Origin of the sequence: Sorangium sp. So ce362, assembly GCF_051519845.1 — a bacterium.
Lineage (GTDB): Bacteria > Myxococcota_A > Polyangia > Polyangiales > Polyangiaceae > Sorangium.
In genome coordinates, this window is sequence record NZ_CP150332.1 from 6,161,414 (window position 1) to 6,181,491 (window position 20,078).

Genomic DNA, 20,078 nt, shown 5'->3' on the forward strand with positions numbered 1-20,078 from the left:
ATTTCGTGCCCGGACCGGTCGGGAACGTTCAACCCCGGCGGGCGAGATCGACCCCCTCAGGGGGTCCCCCCCGCCGCCGGGCGGGTTCCGGGCGGGTGGGCGTCGGAATCGTGCCGAGGCTCGCGACCGTTGAACGAAGCGCGCGGCAGCGGGCACGCAGCATCGAGTGGGCAGAAGGCGCCGCCGCGACGCGCGGCGCCGCGGCCACGGATCCATCGCAGATAAGGAGTGATGACGCTATGAGCATGCGCACGGCTTTCGAGTGGGGTCTTGGTCTCTCTCTGTGCTTCGTCTCCACGACGATGATCGGTTGCCATATCAACACCCACTGCGACTGGGACGACGACGAGGAGGAGTGCTTCTGGCACGAAGATCGCGATGCTCCCGACGCCCCCGACGTCCCCCACGCGGAGCGCCCGGACCGCGACGACGACGACGACGACGGCGGCTCGAGCAGCGCCGGCGGAGGCGGCTCGAGCAGCGCCGGCGGAGGCGGCTCGAGCAGCGCCGGCGAGGGCGGGAGCTCCTCGGAGAACCCGGGCGCCTGCAAGGCGGACTGCGACTGCCCGAGCGGCAGCGAGTGCGTCGCGGGGGCCTGCAAGATTTCGTGCGCGGCCTCGTGCGATTGCCCCGAGGGCGAATCCTGCGAGGCCGGCTATTGCGAGCCGCCGCCCGAGCCGGCGCTCTCCTGCGAGGCGGACTGCGACTGCCCGAGCGGCGGCGCGTGCGTCGAAGGCCTCTGCACCTGAGCCGCGCCGCGCTCCCCCGCGGCAAAGCGCGCCGAACACGAAACGCCGTCTCGATGGGGTCGTGACGCCTCGCGTCGAGGCATAGGCGAGTATGCCTATGCCTCGATCCTGCGGGCTCGGGTACAAGTTCGTCGCAGGCACCTGCATCGGAAGATGCGAGGACGGACGGCGATCTTGGACGAGGCGAGGACCCATGAAAACGCTCCGCAATTTCGGCACGACGGTTCCCGAGGTCGTCGCGCTCGCGGCGTTCGCGGCGTTCGCGGCGATGGCCTGCTCCAGCCAGGGAGACGGGACGACCGAGGCACCGGCCGGCAGCGCCAGCGCCGGAGGGCTCGCTGACGCCAGCACCAGCGGCTCCGGTGCCACGGGTGGCTCGTCGGCGACGGGTGGCTCGTCGGGCGCTGTCGGTGGCGCCAGCGGCAGCGGCGGGCACCCGACCTCGGGGGGAGCCGGCGCGGGCGGCGCGGGCTCCGTCGGCTCCAGCTCGAGCGGTTCGGGGGGAGAGACGGAGAGCGCGGGCTGCGGTAGCACGACGGAGCCGACGAGCGGCCGTTTCAGCATCGATGTCGGGGGCACGACGCGCGAGTACATCCTCGCCGTGCCGGACGACTATGATTCGAGTCGTCCTTACCGGCTGATCTTCGCCTGGCATCCCCGCGGCGGCTCGGCCGAGCAGGTCGCGACCGGGTTCGGCGGCGGCTACTACGGCCTCCAGGGCCGCGCCGGCGGCTCGGCGATCTTCGTCTCGCCCGAGGGCATCGACCAGGGCTGGGAGAACAAGAGCGGCCGCGACATCGCGTTCCTCCGCGCCATGCTCGACCGCCTCAGCGCCGATCTCTGCATCGACGAGAGCAAGATCTTTTCGACGGGATTCAGCTACGGCGGCATGATGTCGTACGCGATCGGCTGCGCGATGGGCGACACCTTCCGTGCCATCGCCTCCATGTCCGGCGCGCTCTACAGCGGCTGCGAGGACGGCGACGACCCTGTGGCCATGTGGGGCGCCCACGGCGACACCGACAACGTGGTTCCAGTCGATAATGGTCGGAGCGCTCGCGATGTCTTCCTCGAACGAAACCACTGCGACCAGCAGACCACACCGACCGAGCCGAGCCCCTGCGTCAGCTACGAAGGCTGCGACGCGGGCTATCCCGTCGTCTGGTGCGAGTTCAGCGGGGGCCACGCCCCACAGAACAACTCCGGCGAGTCGATCTGGAGCTTCTTCTCGCAGTTCTGAGTCGGGTCTCGCTCGCCGCAACTTTCATGGACGACGTCTGGCGCCACCGCTGCCAATCGACGACATGCTCTTCACTGAATGGACGGATCCGACGATGAAGATGGGGAATTGGCCGACGAAGGCCTTGATGTTTGGAATCCTTGGCATCTGCTCTGGAGGGTGTGGTCAGTCAAGCGAGGATGGCAGCGGACCCACGACGAGCAGCAGCGCTAGCGGCGCGGCGTCGGGCGGCTCTGGTGCAACGACCGGCACCGGCGGCGACGCCGGCATGGACGGCGCGGGTGGCGGGATCGCCGGAGCCGGTGGCGCTGGGGAGACCGGCGGCAACAGCGGCAGCGCTGGCGGGAGCGCCGGCGCTGGCGGCGACAGCAACGGCGGCGGCGAGGCGACGATCGTCCCCGATCCATCGTGGACCTGCGGCATGCCCGGCGGCATCCCGCTCCCCACGCTCGGCGAGCTCGTCTTTCGGGCGACGCTCCAGCTCGGCGAGACCCACGACGTCGGGACCACCCAGTTCGGACACCGCCGCCTCCTCGACGTGAAGGGGGGCACGCTCACGGGCGACAAGGTCCAGGCCACGTTCCTCACGGGCGGCATGGAACTCGAGCTCACGCTGTCGAACGGATCCGTCGAGCTCGAGGAGATCAACATCCTGAAAGCGAGCGACGGCACCCTCATCTACCTGCGGAGCTGCGGCGTCGCGCCCGCCGGCGATGCGGTCGTCCGGATCGTCCCGGACTTCGAGGTCGCGACATCGAGCTCGCTCGCCTGGCTCAACACAGGGAAGTTCGCGGGCACCCGTGTCGTCGACGCCGCGGCGGGCACGGTCCAGATCGACGTCTACGACATCGCCGACGTGGCCGCCGGAGAGCCGAAGATCCAGCTCAAGGATCCCGAGGGCGTCCCCAACCAATCGTGGGAGTGCTCGACGGCGACCGGGGCGAGGGGCTCGAGCGTGTTCACCGAGTCCGTCACGCTCGGTGCTTCCATCTCCGTCGGCGCGAGCAAGCGCGGCACGCGCAACATCATTCCCATCACCGGGGGTACAGTCACCGGTGGAATGCTGCTCAGCGGCCTGTCGGGCTCGGTGCTCCCCGGAGGCGCGGACTACCAGCTCCTCGGATCGAGCACGGTGCTGGACGCCAGGTACGCGCTGTCCTCGAACGGCGAGGTCATCGTGGTGAGGAACTGTGGACCGTTCGGCGCGCTCATCCCGGTCTTCGAGACGCGCGCGGACGGCCCCTACGCGATCCTCAACACGAAGCAATATGTGAGCTCCGACCCGGGAGGCGCGGCGGGCGGTGTCAGCCTCACCTTCTACGAACGCAGATAGCTCCAGTGCGGCCAGTTGCAACCATCCCGGGTAACGGGACGAAAACGGGAGATTTCCCCATGGGCGCATCGCCCCCTCACGCGTCACGCGGCGCGGTCACGCTGTCGCTGTGCTTCCTGATCGCCCTGCTGGAAGGGTTCGATATCCAGGCCATCGGCGTGGCCGCCCCCCTGCTGATCCCCGACCTGGGCCTCTCGCCCGGACAGGCGGGCGTCGTGTTCGGGGCCGGCATGGCCGGGCTGGTCTGCGGCGCGCTGGCCGGCGGCTGGATGGCCGATCGCATGGGCCGCAAGCCGCTGCTGATGCTGGCTGTCGCCATCTTCGGCCTGTTCACGCTGGCCACCCTGGTGGCGGGCGGACCGCTGTCGCTCGGCCTCTACCGGTTCCTGGCTGGGGTCGGCCTGGGGGCGGCGATGCCCACCCTGGTGGCCATCGCCCTGGAGATCGCCCCGCCCGACCGGCGGACCCGCACCACCACCATGATGTTCAGCGGCATGCCGGCCGGCGGGGCGCTGGCTGCGCTGTTCGCGGCCGGTTTCCTGGAACGGTTCGGCTGGCACAGCATCTTCCTGGTCGGCGGCGTGCTGCCGCTCTTGCTGCTGCCGGCCATGGCGTGGCTGATGCCCGACAGCCGCGCGGCGGCGGCCGGCGGCGCCCAGCGGCCGGGCAGCGCGCAGGCGCTGTTCGGCGAGGGCCGGCTGCAGGTCACGCTGCTGGCCTGGTTCACCTTCGGCCTGACGCTGCTGGTGCTGTATCTGCTGCTGAACTGGCTGCCGTCGCTCGTGGCGGCCAAGGGCCTGGGCGGGACCGGGGGCGCTGGGGCCGCCTTCGCCTTCAATGTCGGCAGCGTCCTCGGCTGCTGGATCATCGGCATGCTGGTGGACCGCCTCGGGCCGCGCCTTCCCATCATCGTGGCCTATCCCGCGCTGGCCCTGTCGCTGTTCGGGCTGGCGTGGGCCGACAGCCTGCTGCCGGTGGTGGCGCTGGCCGGCCTGGCCGGCTTCTTCCTGCTGGGCGCGCAATATTCGCTCTATGGCGTCATCCCGCTCTATTACCCGGCGCCGGCGCGCGGGCTGGCCACCGGCGCCTCCATCGCCGCCGGCCGGCTCGGTTCCATCGGCGGGCCGCTGATGGCGGGCCTCCTGCTGGGCCAGGGCTGGGGCCCCGCCGGCGTGGCCATGGCCATGGTGCCAGTGGTGCTGTCGGCCGGGGTGGCGGCCGCGGTGATGACCATCCGCGGCCGCTATGCCGGTGATTGAGGAATGGGCGGCGGCGATCAGCGCCGGGCCGTCGCGGTTGACGTCGGGACCAAACCATCATCAAAGCCTATAACAACAGGCGGCTTCAAGCCGCATGTCTGCGGGAGGACTTTATGCAGGTGATCGTCGCAGGCGCCGGGATCGGCGGCCTGGCCGCGGCTCTGGCGCTGCACGCCTCGGGCCATGAGGTGACGGTGTTCGAGGCCGCGCCCAGCATCCTGCCGCTCGGGGTCGGCATCAACCTTCTGCCCCACGCCGCCGAGGTGCTGGACGAGCTGGGCCTTGTCGAGGCCCTGCTGGCCAAGGGGGTGGCGACCCGCGAGCTTGTCTATTTCAACCGCTTCGGTCAGCGCATCTGGGGCGAGCCGCGCGGCCGCTTCGCCGGGCACGCCGCGCCGCAGATCTCCCTGCACCGCGGCGCCCTGCAGGGCGTGCTGTTCGACGCCGCCGTCGAGCGGCTGGGCGAAGGCCGGGTGATCTGCGACCGGCGCCTCTCGGACCATGAAGAGGACGGAGGCCGCATCGTGGCGCGCTTCTTCAATCGCGAGGGTGCGGCCTCGAAGGTTCCCGCCGACCTCCTGATCTGCGCCGACGGCATCCATTCGGCGGCGCGCGCCGGCCTCTATCCGGACGAGGGGCCGCCGGTCTATGGCGGCCGCATCCTGTGGCGGGCGACCAGCCTGGCGGCGCCCTTCCTCACCGGCGCGAGCATGATCATGGCCGGGCATCAGGACCAGAAGTTCGTCGCCTATCCCATTTCCCCGCCGGGGCCGGACGGCCGGCAGAGGGTCAACTGGATCGCCGAGCTCACCGTCGCCGAGAGCCTGCGACGGGAGGACTGGAACCGGACGGGCGATCCCGCCGACTTCCTGCCCAGGTTCGAGGCCTGGCGCTTCGACTGGCTGGATGTGCCCGGCCTGATCCGGAGCGCCGAGGCGATCTACGAGTTCCCGCTCGTCGACCGCGATCCCCTGCCGCGGTGGAGCCATGGGCGCATGACCCTGCTGGGCGACGCCGCCCATCCCATGTATCCGATCGGCTCCAACGGGGCGAGCCAGGCCATCCTGGACGCCCGCGCCCTGGTCCGCGCGCTCGCTGCCCATACCGATCCGGTGGAGGCGCTCACCGCCTACGAGGCCGAGCGCCTGCCCGCCACCGCCGCCATCGTCGCGGCCAATCGCGGCAACGGCCCGGAGCAGTGCATGCAGATCGCCCAGGACCGCGCGCCCGACGGCTTCGAGCGTATCGAGGACGTCTTCGCCCCCGGCGAGCTTTCGGCCATCGCCGCCCGCTACAAGGTGCTCACCGGCCTCAAGCGCGCCTCGGAGCCCCGCGCGTGAGCCCGCCCCTCGTTCGCCTGATGACGCTCGAGGTGACGGTGGACCCGCCGGTCACCGTCAGTCCGAGCCCGCCCGGCCGGCGCTTCATCCCGATCGTCGGCGGCACGGTGGCCGGCGGCCTCGAGGGCCGGGTGCTGCCGGGCGGCGACTGGCAGACGATCTGGGCCGACGGACGGATGGACATCTCCGCCCATTACATCCTCGACATCGCCGGCCATGGGACGGTGGAGATCCTCTCCGAAGGCGTCCGCGCCGGGCCGCCGGAGGTGCTGGCGGCGCTCGGGCGCGGCGAGGCCGTGGATCCCAGGCTCTACTATTTCCGCACCGCCATCCGTATGCGCACCTCGGCGCCAGGGCTCCTGCGGCTGAACGCCGTGCTGGCCCTGGCCGTGGGCGAGCGGCTGGCCGACCGGGTGCGGCTCACGGTGTACGAGATCGGCTAGGGGGCGCGACCGTTGCTGAGACCTCACGGAGAACGCATGAGCACACAGACGAGAGCGTCGAGACGCCGGGGCGATGTTGGCGCAGGGTTCTTGGCCCTCATCGTCGGCATCACTTCCTTCAACCGGTCGGCACAGGCGCAAGCGCAGCCCGAAGCACCGCCGGGGCCCGCGGGCGGAGACCCGCCGATCGCGGCTCCCGCGACCGAGCCCGCGAGCCCTCCTGCAGACGCGACCACGGCGCGAGCGCCGTCTGCGGAGGCCCACGCCGGCGCGCCGGCACTGCAAAGCGCGGCCGGGCCCGGCCCAGCTTCGCCGGCGCCGCCGCCTCCGGCAGAGGAGGAGCCATGGAAGAAGCCGCTCAGCGTCGCGGCCTGGGCCCGCGTCGGAGGTCGCCTGCAGAACCCCGGCGCGCGCGAGAAGATGGACCGACTGCTCGCGGACGGAGAGCTGGATCTGTCGTTTTCAGGCGAGATCAACCGGTTCATCGGGGTGCAGGGCGCGATCGTTGCTCAGTTTGGGCCGACCCCGACGGGGGGCAACATCGCGGGCAGCGCGACCCTCCGTGACGCCATCGCCAAGATCAAATTTCATGATTTGCTGAACGTCTGGATCGGTCGAATGATCGTGCCGTCGGATCGCTCCGCCTTCTCCGGGCCGTGGTCGATGGGGCCGTGGAACTATCCAGGATTCTTCGAACCCTATGCGCCGCCGATTGGTCCGAGACAGGGGCCTCTCGGGCGCAACGATGGAGTAACCGCCTGGGGCAAGATAGCGGGCGGCCTATTCAAATATTACGCCGGTGCTTTCAACCTGCATGACTCTTCGGTGAGCCCGCTCTACACGGCGAGGCTCAATTTGAGCTTGCTCGACCCGGAGCCAGCTTATTACCAGAAGTCCACGTACCTCGGAGAGAAGAGCATCCTCGCGCTCGGCGTGGCGGGTGAAGTGCAGAGGGAAGGTTCAGTCGAATCGTTGCCGCCCCCCGCGATGGGCATGCCCCCAGGCGTCCCGCGCAAGGACACCTTCATGGAGGCCAACGCCGACATCCTGTTCGAAAGGAACCTCGGCACGGCGGGCACGATCACGCTCGAAGGCGCATTTTACAAGTACTTTGGAGACTTCGAGAGGCTCGACTATTCCTTTTTTGCACTCGCGAGCTACCTCACGCCGAGCAACGTCGGCGTCGGGAAGCTGCAGCCTCTGGTTCGACTGCAACAAGCGAAGCCGAAGAACGCCGACCCCTATGTGCTCATCGATGCCCAGATGGGCTACATCATCGAAGGGCACGCTGCGCGCGCGGCGCTCGGCTATCAAAGGAGCGATCTCTCGGGGGCGAAGGGGAATGCCCTGTTCCTCGGCGTCCAACTGCAGAAGTGATCCCCGAAGCTTGGGAGTCTTGCGTCCACGACCCGCTTGCGAGGAGCTGGTCATGCGCGGCATGGGAGCGGCCCCGTCGGCAAGTCGACGTCACCGACGTGGGCGTGAGTCTCGCATCGCGGCATAGGTGAGTATGCCTATGCCGCGAGCCAGAGGGATCGGGTACGAAGTCGTTGCAGTCACCTCCATGGCGCGCTGCACAGGATCGTGGAGCGTCGTGAAAACATCCAATCCGGTGTTCATGCGGATCCGTTCAACCGGTTACCCGATGCGCAGCGCGCAACGAAGGACGAGCCCTGGCAGGCGCGACGGGGCTCCTGCTCGTCGAGCGGAGGCGAAGAGACGCCCGGGGCGCCACGAGGAGCTCGCACGCGCATGAAGCTCGCCTCTCTCCGCGGCCCCGGCCGCGATGGCACGCTCGTCGTCGTCCGCCGCGACGGCCTCGCCTGCGCGCCGGCCGGCGCCGCCTTCCCGACGCTCCAGGCCGCGCTCGACGACTGGGAGCGCGCCGAGCCCGCGCTGCGCCGCATCGCCGACGACATCGAGCGCGGCGACGCGGCGGTGGCCCCGCTCGTCATGGAAGAGCTCGCTGCGCCCCTGCCCCGCGCGTACGAGTGGGTCGACGGATCGGCCTACATCCATCACATCGAGCTCGTGCGCAAGGCGCGCGGCGCCGAGCCCCCCGCGACGCTCACGACCGATCCGCTTGTGTACCAGGGCGGCTCAGGCGTCCTCCTCGGGCCGACCGACGACATCGTCCTGCGCGACGAGGCGTGGGGCCTCGATTTCGAGGCCGAGGTCTGCGTCGTCCTCGGCGACACCCCGCAGGGCACGCGCCGTGACGAGGCCGACCGGCAACTCCGCCTCTTCCTGCTGGCCAACGACGTGACGCTGCGCAACCTCGTGCCCGCCGAGCTCGCGAAGGGGTTCGGCTTCTTCTGCTCGAAGCCCGCCACGGCGTTCTCTCCGTTCGCGATCACGCCGGACGAGCTCGGCGACGCGTTCCGGGACGGGCGCGTCCACCTGCCGCTCCGCTCGACCTACAACGGCGCGCTCATCGGCGATCCCGAGGCCGGCCCGGAGATGCACTTCTCGTTCTTCGATCTCGTCGAGCACATCGCCAGGACCCGCAGCTTCACGGCCGGGACCCTGCTCGGCAGCGGCACCGTCTCGAACCGGGATACGGCGCGCGGCGTGTCGTGCCTGGCCGAGAAGCGCATGCTCGAGATCCTCTCGCACGGCGCGGCGAGGACGCCTTTCATGAAGCCGGGAGACACGATCATGATCGAGATGCTGAGTCGCTCGGGCGAGAGCCTCTTCGGGCGCATCGCGCAGCGGGTGGTGTCCGGATGAGCGCCCCGGCGAAGCGGACCACGCGCTACGGCCACTGGCGGAGCTCGCGCAGCTGGCGCGCGCGCATCGCCCTCGCCTACAGGGGCGTCTAGCTCACCCCTGCGTTTACCCCCTCGCGACGGAGGATCCGGATGGCCAAGGTGGAGTCGATCGGCATCAAGCGGGTAGAGGCGCTGCACTACTACGTGCGCGACCTGGAGCGGAGCCGCAGGTTCTACACGGAGAAGCTCGACTTTCAGGAGATCGCCGCGAGCTCGCCGGAGCTCACGGCGGCGGCGGCGCAGCGGTCGGTCGTCTTCCAGGCCAGCGAGTGCGCCATCGTGTGCTCGCAGCCGCTCGGCGAGGGCGGGCGGGCGTGGCGCTACCTGCGCAAGCACCCCGACGGGGTGGGCACGATCATCTTCGAGGTGGAGGACGTGGGCCGCGCCTTCCGGCTGCTCGAAGGCCGCGGGGGCACGCCGATCGACGAGATCCACCGGGCGACGGACGAGGGCGGCACGTTCGCGTCGTTCTCGATCACGACGCCGTTCGGCGACACCACCTTCCGCTTCGTGGAGCGGCGCGGCTACCGGGCGCTGTTCCCCGGCTGCGTGGCTTACGACGCGCCGCGCGGCGGCGAGAACCGCTTCGGGCTCGCCCGGTTCGATCACATCACCTCGAACTTCCAGACGATGGCGCCCGCCCTGCTCTGGATGGAGCACGTGCTCGGGCTCGAGCCGTTCTGGAAGATCGCGTTCCACACGAACGACGTCGCGGAGGGCGCCGATCACGGCTCGGGCCTGCGCTCGGCCGTGATGTGGGACCCGGGCTCGGGCGTGAAGTTCGCCAACAACGAGCCTTACCGGCCCTACTTCAAGAGCTCGCAGATCAACGTCTTCAACGAGGAGCACCGCGGCGACGGGGTGCAGCACGTGGCGCTCGCCGTGGAGGACATCCTCGCGGCCGTGCGGGCGATGCGCGCGCGCGGCGTGGAGTTCATGCCGACCCCGGCCGCCTACTACGACATGCTGCCCGAGCGCCTGCAGCAGCTCGGCGTCGGGCAGCTCGACGAGGACGTGGCGGCGCTGCGGGAGCTCGAGGTGCTGGTCGACGGCGACGGCGCGAGGTCGTACCTGCTCCAGATCTTCCTCAAGGAGTCGGCCGGCACGCACCGCGATCCCGACGCCGGGCCGTTCTTCTTCGAGCTCATCCAGCGCAAGGGGGACCGCGGCTTCGGCGCCGGCAACTTCCGGGCGCTGTTCGAGAGCATCGAGCGGCAGCAGAAAGCGGAAGGGAGCGGCTGATGCTCGATCGCGTCGTCGCCGGGAGCGTGCCGCGCAAGCACCACATCGCCCTCCGGAGCGAGGCGGGGGAGCTCCGCTACGAGGAGTGCCTGACGCGGGAGGGCTTCGACGGCCCCTACACGATCGCCTACCACGAGCGCCGACCGCACGAGCACCGGGTCGCGCGGGCGGCGCACGGCTTCGCGCTGCCGGTCGCCGCGCCGGCGCGCCCGCTCGCGAAGCGGCACTACCGGTCGCAGGAGCTGCCGCGCCGGGGCGGGCCCGCGATCGACTGCCGCGTGCCGCTGCTGTTCAACGACGACGTGGTGATCGGGATCGCCCAGCCGGACGCCGACGATCCGGTGTACTTCGCGAACGCCGACGCCGACGAGCTGCTCTTCGTCTTCCGCGGCGGCGGCGTCCTGCGCACGATGCTCGGCGATCTCCGCTTCGAGCGGGACGACTACGTCGTCGTCCCGAAGGGGCTCTTCCACCGCTTCCTCCCGGACGCCGCGCCCCAGCAGTGGCTCTCGATCGAGGCGGCGGACATCCACCTCCCGCGCAAGTGGCGCAACGAGGTCGGCCAGCTGCGGATGGACGCGCCCTACTCCCACCGCGATTTCCGGCGGCCGACGTTCGTCGGCCCCCTCGACGAGGGCATCCGCGCGCTCGTCGTGAAGCGCGGCGGCGCGTTCCACGGCTTCGCCTGCGAGCGCTCACCGCTCGATGTCGTCGGCTGGGACGGGACGGTGTACCCGTTCGCGTTCCCGATCCAGAGCTTCCAGCCGCGCGTCGGGCTGGTGCACCTGCCGCCGGACTGGCACGGGACGTTCGCGGCGCGGGGCGCCCTCATCTGCAGCTTCGTGCCGCGCCCGGTCGACTTCCACCCGGAGGCGATCCCCTGCCCCTACCCCCACTCGTCCGTCGATTGCGACGAGCTGCTGTTCTACTGCCGCGGCAACTTCACCTCGCGCCGCGGCGTCGGCCCCGGCAGCATCTCGCACCACCCGGCCGGCGTGCCGCACGGGCCGCACCCCGGCGCGTACGAGGCGAGCCTCGGGAGCCGCGAGACGAGCGAGCTCGCCGTCATGCTCGACACGATCCGCCCGCTCGCGGCCACCCCGGCCGCGCTCGAGGTGGAGGACCCGGGCTACCAGGACAGCTTCATCGCGGGCCCCTGATCCGGATCAGGCGCTCAGCGCATCGAGAAGCAGCGGTTCAGGAACTCGTTGATTTCCTTCTCCCCGAGGCCGCTTCGCGCAGCCGCCTTCTCAAGCGAGCGCCTCGGCGTGGATCCTCCCGCGCCGGGGCGCGGTGGCCGGGAGCTCGAGCGTGAACTTCGCGCCCAGGCCGGGGCCCTGGCTCTCCGCGCGGAGGGCCGCGCCGAGCAGGCGGGCCTCCAGCACGCTCGCGTGCAGGCCGAGCCCCGTGCCCTCGGGCCACGTGGTGAACCCCTGCTGGAACAGCCGCGCCAGATGCTCCGACGCGATGCCCACGCCGGTGTCCTCGACCTCCACCGAGCAGCCACCCTCCTCCCGCGGCGCGCACCGGACGAGGACCCGGCGATCCGGGCCCGCCGCGTGGCACACCGCCCGCCGCGCGTTGGTGATGAGGTTCGTGACGATCTGCAGCAGCCGGCGCCGGTCCGTCTCGACCCGCGCGTCGTCCGAGAGCTCGCAGACGACCTCGATGCCGTGGTGCGCGCGCTCGGCGCGGTTCAGCCCGACGCGCAGGGCGTCCTCGACCACGGAGGAGACAACGACCGGCTCGACGATGATCTTCATCCCGGCGTTGCGCAGCTGATCGGACACGATGTCGCGGATGCGGCTCACGCATTCGCCGAGCTCCGAGAGCTCGCTGGCCGCGGCCTCCTGCTCGGCCGCGAGGTGCCGGGCCAGCTCCTCGACGTACTCGATCAGCCGCTGGCCGCGCGGGTCCGCCGCAAAGAACCCCGCGAGGTCGTCCCTGTGCGTCTTCAGGAGCTGCGCCACCTGGCCGAGCCGCGGGACGCGCGAGCCCGCGATCCGCTCCGAGAGCTGCATCCGCAGCACCATGACGCTGTTCAGCGCGTTGCCGACGTTGTGCACGGCGCTGTCCGCGACCTCGGCCATCCCCGCCTTGCGCGCGGCGTCGGCGAGCCTCTGCTGCGTGCTCCGGAGCTCGCGCGTGCGCTCGTCCACCCTGCGCTCGAGGTCCTCGTGGACAAGCGCGTTGCTGAGCGAGACGGCCGCCTGCGCGGCGAGCAGGAGGAGGATCTCGAGCCGCTCGGGCCCGAAGAGCCCCTCGAACAGGTTGTTCTCCAGGTAGATCGCGCCGAGCACCCGCTCCCTGAACAGGAGCGGCGCGCAGAGCATCGACCGGACCTTGCGGGAGCTCACGCAGGGGTCGTCCCGCAGCGCCGGGTCCCGGGAGGCGTCGGCGTGGATCACGCTCTGGCGCGTGCGCACGGCGAGCCGCACCACCGAGGCGCAGACCTCGTCGCTCTGGTCCTCGAGCGGGATCGACGGCAGCGCCCGCGACTCCGGCGGGTGCGCCACGCCCTGCGCGACGAGCACGAGGCCGTCGCCGCGGACGAGCAGCAGCGCCCCCCGCTCGGCGTCGGCGTTCTCGATGAGCACCTGCACCATGCTGGTGAGCAACCGCTCGACGACGAGCTCCTCGGAGAGAGCGCGCGCCGCGTTGAGCAGCGGCGACAGGGACCGCTGCGCCTCCCCCTCGCGCCCGACCAGGCGGTGCGGGAGGCAGCAGCGACCGGAGGCGTCGCGCTCGCCGGGAGGGAACGGGGCGATACGACCGTCCTCGCGGAGCGAGCGCTGGCACCTGACCAGGTCTCTCGCCAGGCCCTCTGCGCTCTGGTGCCGCTCCTCGGCGTCCTCCGCGAGGAGCTTCATGACGAGGGCCGACACGGCCGGAGGTACGGAGCCCTCGGGCAGCGGCGCGGGGGGTCGGGGGGAGTGCATCCACTCGAGCGGGCCCGAGGCGTCGAACGGCAGGCGCCCAGCGAGCATCACGTAGAACACGACCCCGAGCGAGTAGAGGTCTGTGCGCCAGTCGAGCGTCCGGCTCGTCCGGCCCGCCTGCTCGGGCGACATGTAGGGGAGCCTGCCCTCCTCGACCGCGCTCTGCGCCTGCGGGTGCTCGTTGCGGAGCCGCGTCGAGAACATGAAATGGGTCAGCCGGACCGCGCCGGCCTTCGGGTCGACGAGAAAGCTCTGCGGCTGGATGTACGTGTGGATCACGCCGCCGCCGTGCACCTCGGCGAGCGCGCCGGCCATGCTCGCGGCCCACGCGAGGAGCTGCTCGATCCCGAGCGGTGAGCGCGCGAGGAGCCGGTCGAGGGGCACGAGATCCTCGTCCTCGAAGACGAGGACCGGTGTCTCGCCGCAGCGCTCCATCCGCGTCGGGCGCAGCACCTGCGCGGCGTCGAGAGAGCGGGTGATCTCGAGTTCGTTGAGGAGCGCGCCGGCGGCCAGAGCCGTCGTGTGACGAGGTGAGTCGAGGTGAGCCTTGAGCAGCACGCGCCTCCCGTCGCTCTCGCGCACGGCACGCACGAGGATCCACCGCTCATTCGTCGTCTGCAACACCTCTTCGTATCGATAGCCCACCGCTGCTTGCAAGGCTCTGCTCCGATCTGGCGAGGCGCCGATTGGCCGCCAGCAAGGAGCCGATGGTAAGCCAGCGATCCGCGCCTGTCACATATGCGGCGCCGGAGTCAGCGCTCCGGCTTGCGGGCGGGCTCACGGCCGACGAGGCCGTAAAGGACGATCCGGTGGACGGCGGACAGCGTCGCTTCCACCTCCTCGCGGGAGCTCTGGAACAGCCACGGAGGGGAGAAGCTCGCATAGGCGCGAAGGAGCGCGCGCGCGGCGAGCTCGGGGTCCTCGACGTCGAGCTCGCCCGCGCGGGCGCCGCGCGCGATGAGGTCGCGGAGGAGCGCGCGCTCCTCGTCGAGGAAGCGGGCGTGGGCCGCCTTCACGGCGCGGCTCTGGCAATGCACGAGATCGCACGCGTGCGCGCCCGAGCCGGCGAGCTCCAGGAACGAGCGCGCGCGGGTGTCGAAGACCGCGCGTAGCCGGTCGCCGAAGGGCTGGCCGTCCCCGGCCGCGGCGGCGCGCATGGCGGCCATGACGGCGCGGTGCTGGCCCTGGGACAGCTCCTCGACGATGGCGTCCTTCGAGGCGAACTCGAGGTACACGGCGCCGACCGCGATCTCGGCCTCGCGCGCGATGTCGGCGACGGTCGTCTTGGCGGGCCCATACCGGCAAAGGAGCCGCTCTGTCGCCTCGAGGATACGCTGGCGCCGCTCGCTCGCGCTGCCGGGGTGACCGTGCTCCATGAGGTGAGCGATGTTCTCTCGGATTCACGCGCGGGGGAAGTGGCCCGGCGAACAGCTGGAGGGAGCCGACGGGGGCGCGGGCAGCGCGACGGCGCCGGCCGCGCGGGGGGCGCGGCGGCAGCGCGGGTCGGCGCGGCCGCGCGGCGGCGCGCGGGCCGCGCGGGGCGCGCGGTCGCGGCGCGTCGGAGCCCAGCCCCGAGATTGATCGCCGTCCGCCCGGCGGCTATCGTGGGCTGGCTTTGCGCCGGATCTTCCGCGAAGATCGCGCGGTTCACGAGATCCGCGATCCGGCGCCGCCGAAGGGACCGATCCATGACGAGCACCGCGCCGACACACGACGAAGCCGAAGGGCTGGTTCGACAGGGGCAGGTGATCGCCGGCAAATACCGCGTCGAACGGGTGATCGGCATCGGCGGGATGGGCGTCGTCGTCGCGGCGACCCACCTCCAGCTGGAGGAGCAGGTCGCGATCAAGCTGCTGCTGCCCAGCGCGGCCCACTCGCGCACGCTCGCCGAGCGCTTCGTGCGCGAGGCGCGCGCCGCGGTGAAGGTCAAGAGCGAGCACGTGGCGCGCGTGACCGACGTCGGGACGCTCGAGTCGGGCACGCCGTACATGGTGATGGAGTACCTGTCGGGCAGCGATCTCGCCGAGGCGCTCCGCGCGGGCGGGCCCATGGCCCCGCAGGCCGCGGTGGAGTACGTGCTCCAGGCCTGCGAGGCGCTCGCCGAGGCGCACGCCGCGGGCATCGTCCACCGCGACCTCAAGCCGGCGAACCTGTTCCTGACGCGGCGCGCCGACGGCTCCCCGTGCGTGAAGGTGCTCGACTTCGGGATCTCGAAGGTGGCGACCGGCGGCTCGGATCCGCGGATCACCGACACGACGGCCGTCATGGGCTCGCCGCTCTACATGTCGCCGGAGCAGCTCAAGTCGTCCCGCGACGTCGACGCGCGCACCGACCTCTGGTCGCTCGGCGTCATCCTGTTCGAGCTGCTCGCGGGCGCGCCGCCGTTCGACGGCGCGACCATGCCGCAGCTCTGCGTGGCGATCATGCAGGGGATCCCCCGCCCGCTCGCCTCGCTCCGCCCCGACGTGCCCCCGGCGCTCGTGGCGGTGATCCTCCGGTGCCTGGAGAAGCTGCCGGAGCGGCGCTTCCGCGACGTGGGCGCGCTGGCCGAGGCGCTCGCGCCGTTCGTGACCGGGCGGGCGCGGCTGTCCGTCGACCGGATCAGCGGGATCTCCCGGAGCTCGGCGCCCTCGCGGCCGGACACCCCGGCGCGGAGCGGGGCGACCTCCCCGACCATGGTGAACACCTCCCCGGCGTGGACCGATACGGTGGTGCCGCGGAAGCGGCCGGTGGGGCTCGCCGTCGCGCTGGCCGGCATCGGCCTGTCGCTGGTCGCCGCGCTCGCGGTCTTCGGCTTCCTGAGCGCCCGCGCGCGCGGCGACGGCGCCGCGACCGAGCCGTCCGGCAGCGCCTCGGCCGCGTCGTCCCCGGCGGGCTCCGCGGCGCTGCCGGAGGCGCCCGCGGCGCCGTCGCCGGCGGGCTCCGCGGCGCCGCCGGACACGCCCGCGGCGCTCTCGCCGGCCGTCACGCCGGGCGGCGTCGAGGCGCCCGCGCCCGCGGAGGACCGCGCGGCGCCGGGTCCGGCCCAGGCGGCCTCGGCGCCGCCGGCCAGCGCCAGGCCCGCGGCGGCGCGACCGGCGAGCGCCGCTCCCCGACCCGCAGTCGCCGCGACCGCGCCGCAGATCCGGACCGCCCGGCCGGCCGCCGCTCCGGCCGCCGCGCCGACCAGCGGCAACCTGTTCGACGATCGCAAGTGAGGACACGATCATGACGAGCCTGCCCATGCAGCACCTCGGGCGCCTGCTGGCGCTCGCGATGTTCCTTGCCGCCCTCGTGGGGGGCGGCCGCGACGCCAGGGCCGATACGGCGGCCGCGCAGGCGCTGTTCGACGCGGCCAGGCAGCTGATGGCCCAGGGCAAGTACGCCGACGCGTGCCCCAAGCTCGAGGAGAGCCAGCGGCTCGACCCGGGGATCGGCACGCAGTTCAACCTCGCGGCCTGCTACGAGCAGATCGGCCGGACGGCGAGCGCCTGGTCGACGTTCCTCGACGTGGCCGGCGCGGCGAAGGCCGCCGGCCAGGCGGAGCGCGAGAAGGTCGCGCGGCAGCGCGCCACGGCGCTGGAGCCGAGGCTCATCCGGCTGACGATCACGGCGCCAGCCGACGCCCCGGCCGACCTCCAGGTGAAGCGCGACGGCGCCCCCGTGGGGCGCGCGCAGTGGGGCACGCCGGTGCCCCTGGATCCCGGAAAGCACACGATCGAGGCCTCCGCCGCCGGCCGAACGCCGTTCGTGAAGGCCGTCGAGCTCACCCGGGCGGGCGCCTCGGAGACGGTGGCCATCCCCCCGCTGCCCGCAAGCGCGGCGGCGCGCGCCGCCACGCCGCCGGCCAGCACCACCGCGCCGCCGGTGAGCGCCGCCGTCGCGCCGCGCGCCGCCGCGCCGCCGGCCAGCGGCGCCGCGTTCGCGCCGGTCGCCGGACGCGCGCCGGCCCCGCCGGCCGAGCCGCTGACCCGGCGCCGCAGCAAGGGGATGATGGTCACGGGCATCGTCCTGACGAGCATCGGCACCGTCGCCCTCATCGGCGGGGCCCTGGCGATCGCCTCCGCGTGCTCGGGCCCGGGCTGCGAGTCCGGGGAGGAGCTCGACCCGTTCGAGGAAGAGTTTGGCTACGCGGAGGAGGACAGCGAGATGGACGCCGGGTACGCGCTCGTCATCGGCGGCCTCGTCTTCGCCGGCGTCGGCATCCCGCTCGCCATCATCGGCGGCCGCAAGGTGCCGGTCCAGGTGGAGAGGAAGGCCGCCTCCGCGCCGGCGCCGCCGCCCGAGCTCGTCATCGGCCCGCGCTACGCCGGACTCCGCTGGTCCATGTGAGCCGTCACTCCGGATCGACGCGGTACACGGTGCCGCCGCCGAAATCCGTGACGTAGACCTCGCCCACGCCGTCTTGCCCGAAGCTGGCGACCTTGAACCCGAACGACCCGAGATCGTCCGTCCGGTCGACGGGCGCGGACGCCACCCCGCCCTCGTACGTCAGCGTCCAGATCCGGCCGCTGCAGTAATCGCCGAAGAAATAGCTCCCCCGGAGCCATGGGATCCTGCTGCCCCGGTAGACGTAGCCGCCCGTGACCGAGCAATCCTCGATGACCCGCCCGGCGTGGGCGTACTCGGCGGCGGGGGGCGTGGTGATGCCGTCAGGATCGCAGTCTTCCGCGGGCACGAAGCAGTGCGCGCCCTCCATGAGGCGCCAGCCATAGTTCTTCCGGCCCTGCCCCGCCGGCTCGATGTTGATCTCCTCCCACAATCGCTGTCCGACGTCTGCGATGTAGAGATCGCCCGTGCACACGTCGAAGCTGAAGCGGTACGGGTTCCGCAAGCCGTAGTCCCAGATCTCGGGCAGGACGCCCTCACCGGTCATGTTCCCTTCCGGGATGCGGTACGGGTGCGTCGAGACGTCCAAGCGAAGGATCTTCCCGAGCAGCGTCGCGAGCTCCTGGCCATTGCCGATGGGCGAGTGGCCGGGGCCGAAATCGTTGCTGTTCCCGCCGTCGCCGAGGCCGAGATAGAGAAAGCCGTCGACCGGGCTGAACTCCAGCGAGCCACCGTTGTGGTTTCGCTCCGGCTGCGCCTGCTCGAGGATCGTGGCCACCGGCGCCGGATTGGCCACGTCCGGGCGGTCGCCCCGCGCGAGCTCGACGACGCGCGTGTCGCCGCCCGTCGCCTTGTCCGAGTAGTGAACGAAGAACCGGCCATTGCTCTCGTAGTCCGGGTGGAAGGCGAGCCCGAGGAGGCCGCGCTCGCCCGCGAAGAGGACGAGGTCCCGCAGATCGAGGAACGTCGTGGGCTCGGTCGCCCCCTCGTCGAGCACGAGGATCTGACCGGGCTGCGTCACGATGAAGAGCCGCGTGGGGTCGCCCGGCGCGGATTTCACGAGGAGCGGTGACCGGAGGCCGGTGACGACCGGGGTGAGCTTCAGCGAGCCCTCGTCCTCGGTCGGCGGCGAGCAGCTCGGCCGCGCGACAGGCGCGCCGCCGCCGCCGTCACCGCCGCTCCCGCCGGCGCCGCCCTCCCCCGCGCCGCCCTGATCGGCTCCGCCCCCGCCGGCGCTCCCCCCGGCATCGCCGCTTCCGCCGGCGCTACCCCCCTCGATGCCGCTCCCGCCCGGCCCGCCGCTCGAGGAGACCGAGGAGGCCCCGCCGCCGCCGAGCGACAGCGGGGAGAGCGATTCGTCGCGCGAGCACGCGACGAAGGCGAGCCCGGCCGCCACGGGAAGCGCGATGAGCAGGAGGGGCGACAGGGCAGAGCTCGATTGCCTCATCGCGGGAGGATATCGCAGATCTCCGTCCCGGGAGGCGAAGAACGGGTGTTCGTGCCCGGCGTCGCGCGCAATCCAGCGCAATCCAGCGCGCGGGACAAGCACGCCGGACGGCGCCGCTCCGGGATCGCCCTCGCGCGCTGCTCCCGCCGCGCGCGAGATGACGAGATCGCGAAACGACCCCAGCGATCCTCGCATCGATGGAGATGGCCGTGTCGCCGCACATCGAGCGAGGCCGGCCACACGCGATCATGGCATCCGTTTTTCCGCGATGGAGCAACACCGCCTTTCGACTCGCCATCGCCGCCGTCCTCATCGGCGGCGCGGCGGCCGTGGCAGCGCCGATGATCTACGTGCGAACCGAGTGGAACACCGGGCAGAGCCTGCCCGTGCAGCAGCCGGTGCAGTTCGACCACAGGCACCATGTGCAGGACGACGCCATCGATTGCCGGTTCTGCCATTACACGGTCGAGCGCGCCGGCACGGCGGGCATGCCGTCGACGGCGCTCTGCATGGGGTGCCACAGCCAGATCTGGAATCAGAGCCCCAAGCTCGAGCTCGTCCGGAGCAGCTATTTCTCGGATATGCCCATCCGCTGGAACCGCGTCACCGACGTCCCCGACTTCGTCTATTTCAATCATGCGATCCACGTGAACAAGGGGGTCGGCTGCGTGACGTGCCACGGCCGCGTGGACCAGATGGCCGACGTCTACAAGGTGTCTCCGATGACGATGGGCTGGTGCCTCGACTGCCACAGGGCGCCGGAGCGGCACCTCCGCCCGCCCTCCGCAGTCGCGGACATGGACTGGGACGCCGGCCCCGACGCGGAGCGGATCGGCCGGCAGATCGCGCAGGAGCTCGGCGTGCGGCGTCTCGAGTACTGCTCGACCTGCCACAGGTGAGCGCGCGCAGGAGCAAGAGCCAGGCGGGGACGGGGACAAGAAGACAACGACGGGCGTGCGACGAACCGCGGAGAGCAGTCGAGGCGGCGGCGCCGATCCACCGATGAC

Annotated in this window: 16 protein-coding genes; 13 read left to right on the forward strand and 3 right to left on the reverse strand. The window is 71.7% G+C overall.

Going from position 1 to position 20,078, the window contains the following annotated elements; genetic code table 11:
- Positions 1 to 239 precede the first annotated feature (239 nt).
- From WMF17_RS23505 to WMF17_RS23550, 10 genes are all read left to right on the forward strand, one after another.
- Positions 240 to 749: a hypothetical protein gene (locus WMF17_RS23505; protein ID WP_437643337.1), complete on the forward strand. Its 510-nt coding sequence runs from the start codon at positions 240 to 242 to the stop codon at positions 747 to 749.
- A 193-nt stretch (positions 750 to 942) separates the two neighbouring features.
- Positions 943 to 1,989, forward strand: coding sequence for an alpha/beta hydrolase family esterase (locus tag WMF17_RS23510; RefSeq protein WP_437595309.1), 1,047 nt, complete (start codon positions 943 to 945; stop codon positions 1,987 to 1,989).
- Positions 1,990 to 2,257: 268 nt separating this feature from the next.
- On the forward strand, positions 2,258 to 3,322 hold the full coding sequence (locus tag WMF17_RS23515) for a DUF3237 domain-containing protein (RefSeq protein WP_437643339.1): 1,065 nt from the start codon (positions 2,258 to 2,260) through the stop codon (positions 3,320 to 3,322).
- Between the two features lie 59 nt (positions 3,323 to 3,381).
- Positions 3,382 to 4,581, forward strand: a complete 1,200-nt coding sequence (locus WMF17_RS23520; protein ID WP_437643341.1) for an MFS transporter — start codon at positions 3,382 to 3,384, stop codon at positions 4,579 to 4,581.
- Between the two features lie 113 nt (positions 4,582 to 4,694).
- The gene (locus WMF17_RS23525) at positions 4,695 to 5,921 is read left to right on the forward strand and encodes a flavin-dependent oxidoreductase (protein WP_437643342.1); all 1,227 of its coding nucleotides are present in this window, start codon (positions 4,695 to 4,697) and stop codon (positions 5,919 to 5,921) included.
- A complete protein-coding gene (locus WMF17_RS23530; RefSeq protein WP_437595313.1) occupies positions 5,918 to 6,364 on the forward strand; it encodes a DUF3237 family protein in 447 nt (148 codons plus the stop codon). Before WMF17_RS23525 ends, WMF17_RS23530 begins: the two co-directional genes overlap by 4 nt.
- 90 nt (positions 6,365 to 6,454) lie before the next feature.
- On the forward strand, positions 6,455 to 7,741 hold the full coding sequence (locus WMF17_RS23535) for a hypothetical protein (protein WP_437643344.1): 1,287 nt from the start codon (positions 6,455 to 6,457) through the stop codon (positions 7,739 to 7,741).
- A gap of 375 nt (positions 7,742 to 8,116) precedes the next feature.
- Positions 8,117 to 9,094 carry a fumarylacetoacetate hydrolase family protein gene (locus WMF17_RS23540; protein ID WP_437643346.1) on the forward strand — a complete coding sequence of 326 codons (978 nt, stop codon included), beginning with the start codon at positions 8,117 to 8,119 and terminating at the stop codon, positions 9,092 to 9,094.
- Between the two features lie 131 nt (positions 9,095 to 9,225).
- A complete protein-coding gene (locus WMF17_RS23545) occupies positions 9,226 to 10,377 on the forward strand; it encodes a 4-hydroxyphenylpyruvate dioxygenase family protein (RefSeq protein WP_437643348.1) in 1,152 nt (383 codons plus the stop codon).
- Positions 10,377 to 11,537, forward strand: coding sequence for a homogentisate 1,2-dioxygenase (locus WMF17_RS23550; RefSeq protein ID WP_437595317.1), 1,161 nt, complete (start codon positions 10,377 to 10,379; stop codon positions 11,535 to 11,537). Before WMF17_RS23545 ends, WMF17_RS23550 begins: the two co-directional genes overlap by 1 nt.
- Positions 11,538 to 11,627: 90 nt before the next feature.
- On the opposite strand, the gene WMF17_RS23555 is transcribed toward WMF17_RS23550, so the two are convergent.
- Positions 11,628 to 13,937, reverse strand: a complete 2,310-nt coding sequence (locus WMF17_RS23555; protein ID WP_437643350.1) for a protein kinase domain-containing protein — start codon at positions 13,935 to 13,937, stop codon at positions 11,628 to 11,630.
- A gap of 131 nt (positions 13,938 to 14,068) precedes the next feature.
- Positions 14,069 to 14,692, reverse strand: a complete 624-nt coding sequence (locus WMF17_RS23560; protein WP_437595319.1) for a TetR/AcrR family transcriptional regulator — start codon at positions 14,690 to 14,692, stop codon at positions 14,069 to 14,071.
- A 312-nt stretch (positions 14,693 to 15,004) separates the two neighbouring features.
- Between WMF17_RS23560 and WMF17_RS23565 the strand changes: the two genes are divergently transcribed.
- Both WMF17_RS23565 and WMF17_RS23570 read left to right on the forward strand, forming a co-directional pair.
- The gene (locus tag WMF17_RS23565; protein ID WP_437643352.1) at positions 15,005 to 16,513 is read left to right on the forward strand and encodes a serine/threonine-protein kinase; all 1,509 of its coding nucleotides are present in this window, start codon (positions 15,005 to 15,007) and stop codon (positions 16,511 to 16,513) included.
- Between the two features lie 10 nt (positions 16,514 to 16,523).
- A complete protein-coding gene (locus tag WMF17_RS23570) occupies positions 16,524 to 17,627 on the forward strand; it encodes a hypothetical protein (RefSeq protein ID WP_437643354.1) in 1,104 nt (367 codons plus the stop codon).
- Between the two features lie 4 nt (positions 17,628 to 17,631).
- Here WMF17_RS23570 and WMF17_RS23575 read toward each other — a convergent pair whose 3' ends face one another.
- On the reverse strand, positions 17,632 to 19,071 hold the full coding sequence (locus WMF17_RS23575) for a PQQ-dependent sugar dehydrogenase (RefSeq protein WP_437643356.1): 1,440 nt from the start codon (positions 19,069 to 19,071) through the stop codon (positions 17,632 to 17,634).
- Between the two features lie 248 nt (positions 19,072 to 19,319).
- On the opposite strand from WMF17_RS23575, the gene WMF17_RS23580 reads away from it, so the two are divergent.
- Entirely contained in the window at positions 19,320 to 19,970 is a 651-nt protein-coding gene (locus WMF17_RS23580; protein WP_437643357.1) for a cytochrome c3 family protein, read from the forward strand.
- Positions 19,971 to 20,078 lie beyond the last annotated feature (108 nt).

Excerpts from the sequence above, each read along its gene's own strand:
- WMF17_RS23505 (WP_437643337.1), top strand. The coding sequence starts at position 240 with ATGAGCATGCGCACGGCTTTCGAGTGGGGTCTTGGTCTCTCTCTGTGC.
- WMF17_RS23510 (WP_437595309.1), top strand. The coding sequence starts at position 943 with ATGAAAACGCTCCGCAATTTCGGCACGACGGTTCCCGAGGTCGTCGCG.
- WMF17_RS23515 (WP_437643339.1), top strand. The coding sequence starts at position 2,258 with ATGGACGGCGCGGGTGGCGGGATCGCCGGAGCCGGTGGCGCTGGGGAG.
- WMF17_RS23520 (WP_437643341.1), top strand. The coding sequence starts at position 3,382 with ATGGGCGCATCGCCCCCTCACGCGTCACGCGGCGCGGTCACGCTGTCG.
- WMF17_RS23525 (WP_437643342.1), top strand. The coding sequence starts at position 4,695 with ATGCAGGTGATCGTCGCAGGCGCCGGGATCGGCGGCCTGGCCGCGGCT.
- WMF17_RS23540 (WP_437643346.1), top strand. The coding sequence starts at position 8,117 with ATGAAGCTCGCCTCTCTCCGCGGCCCCGGCCGCGATGGCACGCTCGTC.
- WMF17_RS23545 (WP_437643348.1), top strand. The coding sequence starts at position 9,226 with ATGGCCAAGGTGGAGTCGATCGGCATCAAGCGGGTAGAGGCGCTGCAC.
- WMF17_RS23550 (WP_437595317.1), top strand. The coding sequence starts at position 10,377 with ATGCTCGATCGCGTCGTCGCCGGGAGCGTGCCGCGCAAGCACCACATC.
- WMF17_RS23560 (WP_437595319.1), bottom strand. The coding sequence starts at position 14,692 with ATGGAGCACGGTCACCCCGGCAGCGCGAGCGAGCGGCGCCAGCGTATC.
- WMF17_RS23565 (WP_437643352.1), top strand. The coding sequence starts at position 15,005 with ATGACGAGCACCGCGCCGACACACGACGAAGCCGAAGGGCTGGTTCGA.
- WMF17_RS23570 (WP_437643354.1), top strand. The coding sequence starts at position 16,524 with ATGACGAGCCTGCCCATGCAGCACCTCGGGCGCCTGCTGGCGCTCGCG.
- WMF17_RS23575 (WP_437643356.1), bottom strand. The coding sequence starts at position 19,071 with ATGAGGCAATCGAGCTCTGCCCTGTCGCCCCTCCTGCTCATCGCGCTT.
- WMF17_RS23580 (WP_437643357.1), top strand. The coding sequence starts at position 19,320 with ATGGCATCCGTTTTTCCGCGATGGAGCAACACCGCCTTTCGACTCGCC.